The sequence below is a fragment of the Streptomyces sp. NPDC032126 genome (assembly GCF_055580085.1).
Window position 1 is genome coordinate 242,945 of record NZ_JBVIMA010000003.1, and the last position, 13,818, is coordinate 256,762.

9 protein-coding genes, 1 tRNA gene and 1 pseudogene are annotated in these 13,818 nt (G+C 71.1%); 7 read left to right on the plus strand and 4 right to left on the minus strand.

Going from position 1 to position 13,818, the window contains the following annotated elements; translation table 11 throughout:
• Positions 1–276 precede the first annotated feature (276 nt).
• The 5 genes from gyrB to ACZ5NW_RS14105 all read left to right on the plus strand — a co-directional run bounded on the left by gyrB (position 277) and on the right by ACZ5NW_RS14105 (position 6,270).
• Positions 277–2,361 (plus strand): DNA topoisomerase (ATP-hydrolyzing) subunit B, encoded by a 2,085-nt coding sequence (gyrB, locus tag ACZ5NW_RS14085; protein ID WP_468744068.1) that lies wholly within the window; start codon positions 277–279, stop codon positions 2,359–2,361.
• A 42-nt stretch (positions 2,362–2,403) separates the two neighbouring features.
• Positions 2,404–4,989 (plus strand): DNA gyrase subunit A, encoded by a 2,586-nt coding sequence (gyrA, locus tag ACZ5NW_RS14090; protein WP_468744069.1) that lies wholly within the window; start codon positions 2,404–2,406, stop codon positions 4,987–4,989.
• An 18-nt stretch (positions 4,990–5,007) separates the two neighbouring features.
• Positions 5,008–5,745, plus strand: a complete 738-nt coding sequence (locus tag ACZ5NW_RS14095; protein WP_468744070.1) for a DUF3566 domain-containing protein — start codon at positions 5,008–5,010, stop codon at positions 5,743–5,745.
• 112 nt (positions 5,746–5,857) lie between these two features.
• Positions 5,858–5,934: transfer RNA gene (locus tag ACZ5NW_RS14100), tRNA-Ile, on the plus strand.
• Positions 5,935–6,033: 99 nt separating this feature from the next.
• The gene (locus tag ACZ5NW_RS14105) at positions 6,034–6,270 is read left to right on the plus strand and encodes a hypothetical protein (protein ID WP_468744071.1); all 237 of its coding nucleotides are present in this window, start codon (positions 6,034–6,036) and stop codon (positions 6,268–6,270) included.
• A 133-nt stretch (positions 6,271–6,403) separates the two neighbouring features.
• Here ACZ5NW_RS14105 and ACZ5NW_RS14110 read toward each other — a convergent pair whose 3' ends face one another.
• Positions 6,404–10,513 carry an nSTAND1 domain-containing NTPase gene (locus ACZ5NW_RS14110; RefSeq protein WP_468744072.1) on the minus strand — a complete coding sequence of 1,370 codons (4,110 nt, stop codon included), beginning with the start codon at positions 10,511–10,513 and terminating at the stop codon, positions 6,404–6,406.
• Between the two features lie 361 nt (positions 10,514–10,874).
• Between ACZ5NW_RS14110 and ACZ5NW_RS14115 the strand changes: the two genes are divergently transcribed.
• Both ACZ5NW_RS14115 and ACZ5NW_RS14120 read left to right on the plus strand, forming a co-directional pair.
• Positions 10,875–11,390 (plus strand): hypothetical protein, encoded by a 516-nt coding sequence (locus ACZ5NW_RS14115; protein ID WP_468744073.1) that lies wholly within the window; start codon positions 10,875–10,877, stop codon positions 11,388–11,390.
• A gap of 85 nt (positions 11,391–11,475) precedes the next feature.
• On the plus strand, positions 11,476–11,673 hold the full coding sequence (locus tag ACZ5NW_RS14120; RefSeq protein WP_468744074.1) for a ferredoxin: 198 nt from the start codon (positions 11,476–11,478) through the stop codon (positions 11,671–11,673).
• Here the strand turns inward: ACZ5NW_RS14120 and ACZ5NW_RS14125 are convergent.
• The 3 genes and pseudogenes from ACZ5NW_RS14125 to ACZ5NW_RS14135 form a co-directional block, all read right to left on the minus strand.
• Positions 11,648–12,445: a glycosyltransferase family 2 protein gene (locus tag ACZ5NW_RS14125; protein WP_468744075.1), complete on the minus strand. Its 798-nt coding sequence runs from the start codon at positions 12,443–12,445 to the stop codon at positions 11,648–11,650. The two genes, ACZ5NW_RS14120 and ACZ5NW_RS14125, sit on opposite strands and share 26 nt — an antisense overlap.
• 8 nt (positions 12,446–12,453) lie before the next feature.
• Positions 12,454–13,070, minus strand: a pseudogene (locus ACZ5NW_RS14130) (UTRA domain-containing protein).
• 111 nt (positions 13,071–13,181) lie between these two features.
• A complete protein-coding gene (locus ACZ5NW_RS14135; RefSeq protein WP_468744076.1) occupies positions 13,182–13,586 on the minus strand; it encodes a DUF6344 domain-containing protein in 405 nt (134 codons plus the stop codon).
• Positions 13,587–13,818 lie beyond the last annotated feature (232 nt).

A 13,818-nucleotide genomic window follows, 5' to 3' on the forward strand; every position in this document is an offset into this window, starting at 1 on the left:
TCGGTAGCAACGGGTTGACACCCAGAAGCGCTGAGTGCCGCTGTAAGCCTCTTTGAGCCCCCTTCCACATATCGGGAGTCCTTCGAGACCGGTTGAGGGCGGCACATGGGGACTCAGGTACCGGCAAACCCCCATCGTTGTCAGTGGTACCGGTAGACTGGAAGCAATCCCGCCCCAAACGTGGGGACCGCCCGGGAAAAGCTGAGCAACGCTGATCAAGGCTTACCAACGCACCATGCCGCAGCCGCTCCGGCAACCTGCCGACGAGCCTGGCTTGTGCTGTGCCAGAAAGGGCGCTTCGTGGCCGATTCCGGCAACCCCAACGAGAACATCCCGTCCACCGACGAAGGCGCGACCGACGCCGCAACCCCCTCGAACGGCGAGGTCACGGCGTCGTACGACGCGAGCGCCATCACCGTCCTCGAAGGCCTGGACGCGGTCCGCAAGCGCCCCGGTATGTACATCGGCTCGACCGGTGAGCGCGGTCTGCACCACCTGGTGTACGAGGTCGTCGACAACTCCGTCGACGAGGCGCTGGCCGGGCACGCCGACACGATCGACGTGACGATCCTCGACGACGGCGGCGTCCGCGTCATCGACAACGGCCGCGGCATCCCGGTGGGCATCGTGCCCTCCGAGGGCAAGCCGGCCGTCGAGGTCGTGCTCACGGTCCTGCACGCGGGCGGCAAGTTCGGCGGCGGCGGCTACGCGGTCTCCGGTGGTCTGCACGGCGTCGGTGTCTCCGTCGTGAACGCCCTGTCCACCAAGGTGGCCGTCGAGATCAGGACCGACGGTCACCGCTGGACGCAGGACTACAAGCTGGGCGTTCCGACTGCTCCGCTCGTCCAGCACGAGGCGACGGACGAGACCGGCACGTCGGTCACCTTCTGGGCCGACCCGGACATCTTCGAGACCACCGAGTACTCCTTCGAGACGCTCTCGCGGCGCTTCCAGGAGATGGCGTTCCTCAACAAGGGCCTGACCATCCGGCTCACCGACGAGCGCGCGTCGGCGAAGGCCACGGCCGGCGCGGACGAGGCCGGGGCGGACGAGAAGGACGAGCCCAAGACCGTCACGTACCACTACGAGGGCGGCATCGTCGACTTCGTGAAGTACCTCAACTCCCGCAAGGGAGACGTGGTGCACCCCACCGTGATCGACCTGGACGCCGAGGACAAGGACAAGAGCCTGTCCCTCGAAGTGGCGATGCAGTGGAACAGCGGTTACAGCGAGGGTGTGTACTCCTTCGCCAACATCATCCACACCCACGAGGGCGGTACGCACGAGGAGGGCTTCCGGGCGGCGCTCACCTCGCTCATCAACAAGTACGCGCGCGACAAGAAGCTGCTGCGCGAGAAGGACGACAACCTCACGGGTGACGACATCCGCGAGGGTCTGACCGCGATCATCTCGGTCAAGCTGAGCGAGCCGCAGTTCGAGGGCCAGACCAAGACCAAGCTGGGCAACACCGAGGCGAAGACCTTCGTCCAGAAGGCGGTCTACGAGCACCTCAACGACTGGCTGGACCGCAACCCGGTCGAGGCCGCGGACATCATCCGCAAGGGCATCCAGGCGGCCACCGCGCGCGTGGCGGCCCGCAAGGCGCGTGACCTGACCCGCCGCAAGGGCCTCCTTGAGTCGGCGTCGCTGCCGGGCAAGCTCTCCGACTGCCAGTCCAACGACCCCACCAAGTGCGAGATCTTCATCGTCGAGGGTGACTCCGCCGGCGGCTCGGCCAAGTCCGGCCGCAACCCGCAGTACCAGGCGATCCTCCCGATCCGCGGCAAGATCCTCAACGTCGAGAAGGCCAGGATCGACAAGATCCTGCAGAACCAGGAGATCCAGGCGCTGATCTCCGCCTTCGGCACGGGCGTGCACGAGGACTTCGACATCGAGAAGCTCCGCTATCACAAGATCATCCTGATGGCGGACGCCGACGTCGACGGCCAGCACATCAACACCCTGCTGTTGACCTTCCTGTTCCGCTTCATGCGGCCGCTGGTCGAGGCCGGACACGTGTTCCTGTCCCGCCCCCCGCTCTACAAGATCAAGTGGGGCCGGGACGACGTCGAGTACGCCTACTCGGACCGCGAGCGCGACGCCCTGCTGGAGATGGGCCGCCAGCGCGGCAAGCGCGTGCGCGAGGACTCCATCCAGCGCTTCAAGGGCCTCGGCGAGATGAACGCCGAGGAACTGCGCGTGACCACCATGGACGTCGACCACCGCGTCCTCGGCCAGGTCACCCTCGACGACGCCGCCCAGGCGGACGAGCTGTTCTCGGTCCTCATGGGCGAGGACGTCGAGGCCCGCCGCCAGTTCATCCAGCGCAACGCCAAGGACGTCCGCTTCCTCGACATCTGAGTCGGTCTCAGCTGACCGCACCAGGAAGGATCCACACCAGCAATGGCCGACGAGAACACTCCTACGACGCCTGAGGAAGGCGGCGAGACCACTCTTCGCATCGAGCCCGTCGGGCTCGAGACGGAGATGCAGCGCTCGTACCTCGACTACGCGATGTCCGTCATCGTCTCGCGTGCGCTGCCGGACGTCCGGGACGGCCTCAAGCCCGTCCACCGCCGCGTGCTGTACGCGATGTACGACGGCGGCTACCGCCCCGAGCGCGGCTTCTACAAGTGCGCGCGCGTGGTCGGCGACGTCATGGGCAACTACCACCCCCACGGCGACAGTTCGATCTACGACGCCCTGGTCCGCCTCGCCCAGCCCTGGGCGATGCGCATGCCGCTCGTCGACTCCAACGGCAACTTCGGCTCCCCGGGCAACGACCCGGCGGCCGCCATGCGCTACACCGAGTGCAAGATGGCGCCGCTGTCGATGGAGATGGTCCGCGACATCGACGAGGAGACCGTCGACTTCACGGACAACTACGACGGCCGCTCCCAGGAGCCGACCGTCCTGCCGTCCCGCTTCCCGAACCTGCTGATCAACGGCTCCGCCGGTATCGCGGTCGGCATGGCCACCAACATCCCCTCGCACAACCTGCGCGAGGTCGCCTCCGGCGCCCAGTGGTACCTGGAGAACCCCGAGGCGACGCACGAGGAGCTGCTCGACGCGCTCATCGAGCGCATCAAGGGCCCCGACTTCCCGACCGGCGCGCTCGTCGTGGGCCGCAAGGGCATCGAGGAGGCCTACCGCACCGGCCGCGGCTCGATCACCATGCGCGCGGTCGTCGAGGTCGAGGAGATCCAGAACCGCCAGTGCCTGGTCGTCACCGAGCTGCCCTACCAGGTCAACCCGGACAACCTCGCGCAGAAGATCGCCGACCTGGTGAAGGACGGCAAGGTCGGCGGCATCGCGGACGTCCGTGACGAGACCAGCTCCCGCACCGGTCAGCGCCTCGTCATCGTGCTCAAGAGGGACGCGGTCGCCAAGGTCGTCCTGAACAACCTCTACAAGCACACCGACCTGCAGACGAACTTCGGCGCCAACATGCTGGCGCTCGTCGACGGTGTGCCGCGCACGCTCTCCCTGGACGCGTTCATCCGCCACTGGGTGACGCACCAGATCGAGGTCATCGTGCGCCGGACCCGCTTCCGGCTGCGCAAGGCCGAGGAGCGCGCGCACATCCTGCGCGGCCTCCTCAAGGCCCTGGACGCGATCGACGAGGTCATCGCGCTGATCCGGCGCAGCGACACCGTCGAGATCGCGCGCACGGGCCTGATGGGCCTGCTGGAGATCGACGAGATCCAGGCCAACGCCATCCTGGAGATGCAGCTGCGCCGACTGGCCGCCCTGGAGCGCCAGAAGATCATCCAGGAGCACGACGAGCTCCAGGCGAAGATCACCGAGTACAACGCGATCCTCGCCTCGCCGGTCCGCCAGCGCGGGATCGTCAGCGAGGAACTCGCCGCGATCGTCGAGAAGTACGGCGACGACCGCAAGACCCAGCTGATCCCCTACGACGGTGACATGTCCATCGAGGACCTCATCGCCGAGGAGGACATCGTCGTCACCGTCACGCGCGGCGGCTACGTCAAGCGGACCAAGACGGACGACTACCGGTCGCAGAAGCGCGGCGGCAAGGGCGTGCGCGGCACGAAGCTGAAGGAAGACGACATCGTCGACCACTTCTTCGTCTCGACCACGCACCACTGGCTGCTGTTCTTCACCAACAAGGGCCGGGTGTACCGCGCCAAGGCGTACGAGCTGCCGGACGCGGGCCGGGACGCGCGCGGCCAGCACGTGGCGAACCTCCTCGCCTTCCAGCCGGACGAGGCGATCGCCGAGATCCTCGCCATCCGCGACTACGAGGTGGCGCCGTACCTGGTGCTCGCCACCAAGGCCGGCCTGGTCAAGAAGACGCCCCTGAAGGATTACGATTCGCCCCGCTCCGGCGGTGTGATCGCGATCAATCTCCGGGAGCGGGAGGACGGTTCGGACGACGAACTGATCGGCGCCGAACTCGTCTCGGCCGACGACGATCTGCTGCTGATCAGCAAGAAGGCACAGTCGATCAGGTTCACGGCGTCGGACGACTCGCTGCGTCCCATGGGCCGGGCCACCTCGGGTGTCAAGGGCATGAGTTTCCGTGAGGGAGACGAGCTGCTCTCGATGAATGTTGTTCGACCCGGTACGTTCGTGTTCACTGCCACCGACGGCGGGTACGCGAAGCGGACCGCCGTCGACGAGTACCGCGTCCAGGGTCGCGGCGGCCTCGGCATCAAGGCCGCCAAGATCGTCGAGGACCGCGGCTCGCTCGTCGGCGCGCTGATTGTCGAGGAGAACGACGAGATCCTCGCCATCACGCTCGGCGGCGGTGTGATTCGTACGCGAGTCAATGAGGTCAGGGAGACGGGCCGTGACACCATGGGCGTCCAACTGATCAACCTGGGCAAGCGCGATGCCGTGGTCGGTATCGCACGTAACGCCGAGGCGGGGCGCGAGGCGGAGGAGGTCGAGGGCGACCTCGACTCCGCCGAGGGTGCCGCGACCACCGGCACGGACGAGGGTGACGCGCCCTCGGCCGAGTAGCACGAGGAGTGAGTCATCGTGAGCGGAGCCACGGGCGCCGGGTCGGTCGGTACCTCGACCGGCACCTCTGCCAGTCAGTCGACGGAGGGCGGCGGCCGTGGCTCCGCCGCGTCCTCCACGGATCCGCACACGACCAACTTGAAGCCGGTCAAGGCGGCGGAGCCCGAGGCTTCCGGATCCCAGGGGGGGACCGTGACGGACACCCGAGGCGCGCAGCAGGCCGCCGCCTCACCGCTGCCGGGGGAACGGCAGCCGCAGCAGGCGCAGGCCTCGGGGCCGTACCACCCGCCGCAGGCGTATCCGACGCAGGGCGGGCCCGCGGCGCCGCCGGCCGGCTCCGCAGCCGCGGTGCGCCGGCCGCGCACCGGGGCGCGCACCACGCCCCGGGTCCGCAAGGCGCGGCTCCGGGTGGCCAAGGCCGACCCGTGGTCGGTGATGAAGGTCAGTTTCCTGCTCTCCATCGCGCTCGGCATCTGCACGATCGTCGCGGCGGCGGTGCTGTGGATGGTCATGGACGCGATGGGCGTCTTCTCGTCGGTCGGCAGCACCATCTCGGAGGCGACCGGCTCGACCGAGTCGAACGGCTTCGACCTGCAGTCCTTCCTGTCGCTCCCCCACGTCCTGATGTTCGCCGCGGTCATCGCGGTGATCGACGTGGTCCTCGCGACGGCGCTCGCGACGCTCGGCGCGTTCATCTACAACCTCTCCGCGGGCTTCGTCGGCGGCATCGAGCTGACGCTCGCCGAGGACGAGTGAGCGGGATTCCAAACCTCCGCCGAGGGACCTGCGACAACCGATTTTGGGACTGCCCGGGTCGTGCGCTAATCTTCAGGAGTCAGCGCGCGGGACACACACCGCAGAGCGCGGCGGGGCTATAGCTCAGTTGGTTAGAGCGCATCCCTGATAAGGATGAGGCCACAGGTTCAAATCCTGTTAGCCCCACCAGCCAGAAGACCCCCGGACCATCGGTCCGGGGGTCTTTTGACACCCGGGGTGCAAAACCGTGGCGCGCGGATCAGCCGTGATCATTTCAAGGAGCAGGCCGTGACCTTCCTTGCCGCCGGGCACCAAGCGAACCAGGGCATTGGATATCTCGTCGTTGCTCTGGCCGGCCTCTGGAGCGCGTCGACCGTCTTCAGGCTTCGGCGCAGGAAGGTGGCAGAGGGTGAGCCGGCGATGGCCCGACTGCGCGCGCTCGCGATCGCCGCCTGGCTGCTCATCGCGCTGAGCCTGTTCCTGGCTGTTGCGGCCGTCCTTTTCCTTGCCGTCGGGCCCATGTAGCCGTCGGCGGTAGGAGAGGGCCCGGTCGCTGGCGACGGGGGATGCGTCAGCGACCGGGCTGACATCCAGGCTAACAAGGGCGGTGGGGGTTGGGGGGTGGGCTGTGGAAGCCGGGTGGGGGGTGTGATGGGGATCACGGGGTGGGGTTGGGGCACGGGGGGTCGTAGGAGAGGCGGGGGAGGTACTCGTGCCATGTGCCGGGGGTCAGGACTCCCCGGGTGACCGAGCAGATGCGGTGGATGGCGTCGTCCACGTCCAGGTTCCACAGGCGGACCGTGTCGACGCCGCTGGAGATGCCCAGCATGCGGCTGCCCGGGCTGAAGGACAGGAACGTGCCGCTCTTGGCGTTGGGGCTCATCGACTGGCCGATGGGGCCCGCCGAGGACGGGTGGGCCACGTGCCAGAGGCGGACCGTGTTGTCGTCCCCGCCGCTCGCCAGCGTCCGCCCGTCCTGACTGAACGTCAGGGACACCACCGCCTCGGTGTGACCGGTGAGCGTGGGACCGGTCCGGGCCGCCTCCGAGGGCTCCGTGACGTCCCAGAGGCGGACCGTGTCGTCGTCGCCGCCGCTCGCCAGGGTGCGGCCGTCGGGGCTGAAGGCCAGGGTGTTGACCGGGCCCTGGTGCTGTTTCAGGGGTGTGCCGAGGGCGGTCGGGCGGGCCGGGTCGGTGACGTTCCACAGGCGGATCGTGCTGTCCGCGCTGCCGCTGGCCAGGGTCGTACCGTCCGGGCTGAAGGCGAGCGTGTTGATGTACCCCTTGTGGCCCGTCAGGGGAGCGCCGTACGGGACGACCCGGGACGGGTCGGTGACGTTCCAGAGCTGGACGGTGTGGTCGTCGTACGCGGTGGCCAGGGTGCGGCCGTCGGGGCTGTACGCGAGGGCGTCGGGGCCCATGAACCGGGTGCGCAGGGCGACCGGTGGGCCGTAGGAGAGCGGGTGGGACGGCTCGGAGACGTTCCAGAGGTACAGCCTGCGGTCGCCGGTGAGGACCGCGAGGGTGCGGCCGTCGGGGGAGAAGACCAGGGACCGCTGGCCGTCGTCCGCGGACTGGAAGGGACGGCTCAGGGCCACGGGCCGGTCGGGGGCCTCCACGTTCCACAGCCGGACCCGGCCGTCGCGCGCGGCCGTGGCGAGCAGTCGGCCGTCCGGGCGGAACGCCCCGCTGCGGCCGGTCATGTCCGCCGTCGGGATCGACCACAGACGGACCTTGCTGTCGCCGCTGCCGGTGGCGAGGGTGCGGCCGTCGGGGCTGAACCCGAGGGCGTACATCTCGCCGCTGCTTCCCGCCAGGGGCTCGCCCACCTGGGACGGGTTCGCCGGGTCGCTGACGTTCCACAGGCTGGCCGTGCTGTCCGCGCTGGCGGCGGCGAGCGTCCCCCCGGCGGGGCTGAACGCCACGGACCAGATGGGGCCGGTGTGACCCGTCAGCGGGGAGCCGAGCGGTGCCGCGTGGGCCGGGTCGGTCACGTCCCACAGCCGTACCGTGTCGTCGGCGCTGCCGCTGGCCAGGGTGCGGCCGTCGGTGCTGAACGCCACCGAGTGCACGACGCCGGTGTGCCCGGTCAGGGCCGTGTCGTACGGCTCGGGGCGGCGCGGGTCCGCCATGTCCCACAGGAGGATCTCGTTGTCGTCGCCCCCCGCCGCGAGCGTGTGCCCGTCCGGGCTGAACGCCACGGACCGTACGGCCGCCGTGTGGCCGGTCAGCGCGCCGAGCGGCGCGGGGTGCGCCGGGTCGGTCATGTTCCACAGCCGTACGGTGCGGTCCTCGCCCGCGGAGGCGAGCGTACGGCCGTCCGGGCTGAACGCGAGCAGGTAGATCGTGCCCTGGTGGCCGGTCAGCGGGGCGAGGGGGCGTGGGTGGGCCGGGTCGGTCACGTCCCACAGGCGGATCGTGCCGTCGTCGCCGGCGGAGGCGAGCGTACGGCCGTCCGGGCTGAAGACCGCGCTGCTCACCCAGCTGGTGTGCCCGGTCAGCGGACCGCCCAGCGGCCGGGGGCGGGTGGGGTCGCCGACGTCCCAGAGGCGGACGGTGCGGTCGTAGCTGGCGGTGGCCAGGACCTGGCCGTTCGGGCTGAACGTGGTGAGGTAGACGGCGCCGGTGTGGCCGAGGAGCGGGGTGGCCAGCGGGGTGTTGACGATGGAGATCAGGCGGTTGGAGGTGCCCTCGTCGTCGGGGCGCAGCCGGTGGGCGACCAGGTCGAGCTGGGCGGAGAGCGACGGGTCGGTGTACTGGACCCGGTCGGCCTCGGCGACCACCTGTTCGAACACGGCGACGTTGCGCTGCTGCCAGGCGACCACCGCCGCGCCGCCCGCCACCACCGCCAGGACGACCAGGGCCGTCACCGCGGCCCTGCTGATCCACACCGTGCGCCGGCGCAGCCGCACCGAGGCGGCCAGGAACTCCATGGCGCTGCGCGTGAGGAAGGTGTCACCGGCGCCCCTCGCCCAGGAGTGGGCCTGTTCCAGCCGTGAGCCCCGGTAGAGGAGGGAGGAGTCGCGGCGGGAGTCCTCCCAGGCCCGGCCGTCCTCCTCCAGGCGCTGGCGCAGCAGATTGCCGCCGCGGTCCTCGTCGATCCAGTCGCGCAGCCGGGGCCAGGCGTGCAGCAGGGCCTCGTGGGTGATCTCCACGGTCTCCGCGTCCAGCGTCACCAGGCGGGCGCGGACCAGTGTTTCGAGGGACTCCTCGGTCTTGCCGGGGTCCGCGGACTCCTCCGCGAGCTGGCGGCGGGTACCGCGCCGACGGGTGGCCTGGGTGTCCTCGCCGAGCCGTACGAGGCGCAGCAGGAGCAGCCGGGCGGCGGTGCGGGCGGCCGGGTCGAGGCTGGACCAGGCGCGTTCGGCCGTCGCGGCGACCGCGCCCTGGATGCCGCCCGCCGCGCGGTAGCCGGCCAGGGTGAGCCGGCCCGCCTTGCGGCGCTGCCAGGTGGCGAGCAGGGCGTGCGAGAGGAGCGGGAGCACACCGGCGTCGTGGGCGCCCCGGGGGCCGTCGGCGCTCACCTCACGGACGATCAGTTCGGCCAGTCCGGGTTCGAGTTCCAGGCCGACCGCCTTGGCCGGTCCGGTCACCGCGTCGCGCAGTTCGGCGCCGGTCAGCGGGCCGAGCACCATGTGGCGGTGCTGGAGGGCGTCGGCCAGTTCGGGGTAGCCGAGGCACTGTTCGTAGAAGTCGGCGCGGATGCCGAGGACGACGATCGCGGGGGCGGACGCGGAGGGGCCGGCGGGTGAGCAGGCGGCGTGCAGGAGTTGGACGAAGGTGCGGCGCTGGGCCTCGTCGGGGCAGAGGGTGAAGGTTTCCTCGAACTGGTCGACGATGATGACGGGGCGGCGGGGGCGGTCCGTCCTGGAGCGGGAGTCGGCCCAGGCGGTGACGGCGGCTCCTACGGCGCGGGTGAAGTCTTCGGGGGTGGGGGGTGGCATGCCGGGGGCGGGGTGTGGGGCTCCGGGGGTGGCATCGTCCTCGGGTGCGGCCCCCGCGAGCCTCTTCGTATCGGTCGGGTCCGTCGCGCACGCCGTGGTCAGGACCTGGCCCAGCTCCGGTATGCGGCGGGTCAGTTCCGTCAGGGGCGCGGCGCCCGGTACGAGGTGCAGGACCCGGCGTGCCCCGTCGGCCTCCTCGCCCGCCCCGCCCAGTGCGCCCTTCTCCAGCGCGGGCACCAGACCGGCGTTGAGCAGCGAGGACTTGCCCGCTCCGGACGCGCCGACGAGCATCACCAGGCCGCCGGTCGCCTCCGCGGCGCGGAGTTGGGTGACGAGGGCCTCGGTGCTGCGCTCGCGCCCGAAGAACCAGCCGGCGTCCTGCGGGCGGTACGAGGCGAGGCCGCGGTAGGGGCAGACCCCGCCGGGGACGGTCCCGGCGTCGGCCGTGTCGCGCTTCTCCTCGTCGGCCGGCGCGGCGGGGTTCTCGGCGGTGGGGCCGGCCACCGCGTGCTCCCACAGCCGCTGCCACTGGGTCGTGTCGTAGAGCCCGGGGGCGACCGGGGTGGGCCGGGCCCGGCGGGCGGCGGGGATCAGGACGTGCAGGACGGCGGCGAGGGCGGCGAACTGCGCCGGTACGTTCCTGGCCCGCCGCCAGTCGCTGATGCGCTGGGCGGAGACCCGTACGGGGCGCCCGCGCTCGTCGACGCGCTGGAGCCGTACGACCGCCTCGGCGACGCTCTTGAGGGGTGGGTTGCCCGCCTCCTTGTACAGCAGCGCGAGCCGTTCCGCGAAGGCCGTGCGTGCCGCTCCCGAGTCGGAAATCAAGCCTCCACCCCTTGCCTCTTCCGCTGGGACATCCGGACCGGAAAACTCACTCTATACGCCTGACCTGCGGTGATGCCCTGAACCGGACACCGTCACCTCCTCGTTCGAAGCCATGACTGGCACGATCTCGACACAGCGGCCGACAGGCACCGCCGACCGCCTGACACGTGATCCGTGCCGCCGCCGATACGGCTCGGGTCAACAGCGTCCGCTCGAGTTCGGCACCGGTCCCCACGAGGGGAGGGACCGGTGCCGAATCGTGTCCTTTCGTGCCTCCGCGGCTCCCTCCGCGCTCTGGATATCTGACGACCTGTCAGTTATGGTCGCCTCGCCGTGCCGCCGTCGTAAGGGGTGAGCGCAAGTGGAGACACGCAGTCCGCAGCCGCCCGGGGCTCCCCGCTGGGTCGCGATGTTCCACCAGCCGGCCTCGGATTCCTGGCGGGTCGCCGCCGAGTCGCCCGATCGAGGGCCCGTGCTCTACGCGGTGGGCGAGATGACCCACACCGCGCGGGCGCGCGGGGAGGAACCGGTGGTCGAGGTGTGGGGGCCGGGGGGCGGGGCGTGGGAGCGGTTCGACACCGCGGAGCGCTCTCCGGCCACGGAGTCGAGCGCCACGGCGGAGTCCATCGCCACGGCCGCCGCCGCCTCCCCGCAGCCCGTCGCCTCCGGCCAATCCGCCGCCTCCCCCCAGCCCCTCACCAGCCTCGCCGAGCGCATGCGGGACCGTCGGCATCAGGCCCTCATGGCGGGGCTGGGCAAGGCCGGGATCTACGACCTCGCCCCCGATGACGTGGCCGCCGTACAGGCCCTGGTCGACCGGGTCGACGAGAGCACCGTGCGCAGGGTGGCTCATTGGCTCGCCTCGGCCAGGCGCTGAGGCCCGCCGGGGCCCGCCGCCGGGTTCAACGCGCCGCGGGGAGGGCAGGCAGGTCGTACAGGTCCGGCTCGTGACGGGAGGGCGCATGAGGATCTCCGTGGACCCCGACCGGTGTTACGGCTCGCACGACTGCGTGCACAGGGCGCCGTCCGTCTTCACCCTGGCGGACGGGTACGTGGCGCTCGTCCCGGGGCGCGAGGACGCCGGTGACGAACCGGAGGTGCGGGAGGCGGCCCTGTGGTGCCCCTCCCAGGCGATCACTCTGGGGGATTCCGGGGCGTGACCGGGTAGCGCCAGCCGAGGGACGTCAGTGCCCTGGCCCGGGATTCCGCCACCGCCATCCGCGCCGCCCGCTCCTCGGGGTCCACGTGCGAGGACTGGCCGGTCATCTGGCCCTCCCACTTCCGGTACAGCAACCCCACCTCCGCCGTGAACCAGCCGCGGCTGACCGCGTCGAGCGCCAGCAGCAGGCCGGTGTCCTCCGAGGCCGGCAGCGCCATCCAGCCGCCGAGGGCGAGCAGCAGATCGCGGCGGACGCAGAGGGAGGCCGGGTGGACCGGGGCGATATGGCCGTTGGCCGACCAGTGGTCCCGTACGGTTCCGCGCTCGATGGGTCCCTCGTCGGGGTCGCCGGGGAAGCCGGCCGTGGAACCGTCGGGCAGCAGGTCCAGGACGCGTGAGGTGGCCCAGCCGAGCGTCGGGTCGGCTTCGAGGGCGGCGAGGTCCCGGGCCAGCGCGCCGGGGGTGAGCCGGTCGTCGGCGTCGAGGACTTTGACGTAGGCGCCGTCGGTGTGGGCGAGGGCCAGGGTGCGGGCGACTCCGGGGCCGCCGGGGCGTTCGGGGCGGCCCTGGCGGAGGGTCACCCGGGGATCGTCGGGGACGTAGGGGGTGATGGTGTCCGCGTGGCCGTCCGTCTGGATCACCCAGTGCCACTGCCAGCCGTCGGGCAGCTCCTGCTCGCGGAGCGACGCGTAGGCGTCCGGCAGGAAGGGTGCGGAGGGGGCGTGGACCGCGGTGACGACGACGATGCGACGGGGCTGTGGCGTCCGGGGCACGGCGGCGCTCACCACCTTTCCAGGGCTGTGGTGAAGAGCAGTTCCGTGCGGTCGCCGGGCAGGGTGACGTGGGCCAGCTCCACGACACGGCCGTCGATGTCGTACGACGTCTTGCGGATCTGGATCACCGGGGCGCCGGGGGCAGGTCGAGGGCGTGGGCCTCTCGCGGTGTCGGCGGGCGGGCGGTGCAGCGTTCCTCGACGCGGTCCACCTCGATGCCCACCGTGCCCAGTTGGTGCTGGGTGCCGCCGGGCCAGGGCTCGTTGCGCTCGTCGAGGAGGTCGGGGTTCGCGGCGATCATGTCGCGCACGAGGTACGAGGTGACGAGGCTGAACGGCGCGCTCTCGGGCGCGTGGCGCGTGCGGTAGGCGCGTTCGAGGAGCGGGGTGCCCACGCGAACGGCGAAGGCGTCCGCGAGGTCCTGGGGTGCCCCGAGTTCGCGGTAGGCCGCGGAGAAGACGAGGTCGCGCTGGTCGAGACCGGTGTCGCGCTCGGTCGCCCCGGTCGCCGCGCGTCGCTCCCGCGACTGCCGGGCCCGGTCCTTCTCCCATTGGTGCCGGCTGTTGTCCCGGACGAGGACCGTTCGGGGAGTTCGGGGAGATCGGGGGGCCTTGGATACGGGCATTCACCCAGCGTACGGCGCTGAACGAGGCGAGGACCCGGGGGCTGGGGAAGCCGCCGGGCCGCTTCGTACGGGCTGTACGCAAGTCGCCGTCACGGAATCCGGAGTCGCGTTCTAGCGATGGTGCTCCGGGGAGTCGTCGTCACAGGCCGCCGGGTCGGGGTGGAGGGACGACGCGGTGGACTCGGCGTCGGAGGTCGGGCGGTGCCGGCAGCTGGGGGACGTGCCGTGGGCCTCGGCGCGGATGCGCTGCTTCATCGTGGGGGGCAGGGACCGGGCATGGGACCAGGGGGCAGGGGACCAGGCCCAGGGAGCCGCCGCCGGATGCGCCGGCGCCGCGTGGGCGAAGGCGGGGCGGTCGCCGCTGCCGGTGTTGCCGCCGCTGTTGCTGTTGCGCGGCGACTCGTTCTGGGCTACCGCCGTCGCGGCGGTCGCGGTGACGAGGCCGAGCGCCGTGCACAGGGCGAGGAAGGCGGTGACGATGGCGGTCCACAGCTTCATGACCTGGGTCTTGGCCATGATCCCCTCACTTTCGGGTTGGGCGATTTGCGTACTTTCCTCATGATGTGTATGGGGCTCGCGAAGTGGTGGACCGACGCACGCGGTGTGGCGATGTTCGGATGAACACCACCCGGACGGGCGCACGGCCCCGACGAACCGGCCCCAGGAGGGAGGTGATCCGCTTCCCGGGGTGCCACGGCGTCGCCGCGACGGGCTGCTACGGCGCTGGCGGGGGCGGGAGTTGAGCGGC

Coding starts and splice junctions, on each gene's coding strand:
- ACZ5NW_RS14120 (WP_468744074.1), top strand. CDS start 11,476: ATGAGGATCTCCGTGGACCCCGACCGGTGTTACGGCTCGCACGACTGC.
- gyrA (WP_468744069.1), top strand. CDS start 2,404: ATGGCCGACGAGAACACTCCTACGACGCCTGAGGAAGGCGGCGAGACC.
- ACZ5NW_RS14135 (WP_468744076.1), bottom strand. CDS start 13,586: ATGGCCAAGACCCAGGTCATGAAGCTGTGGACCGCCATCGTCACCGCC.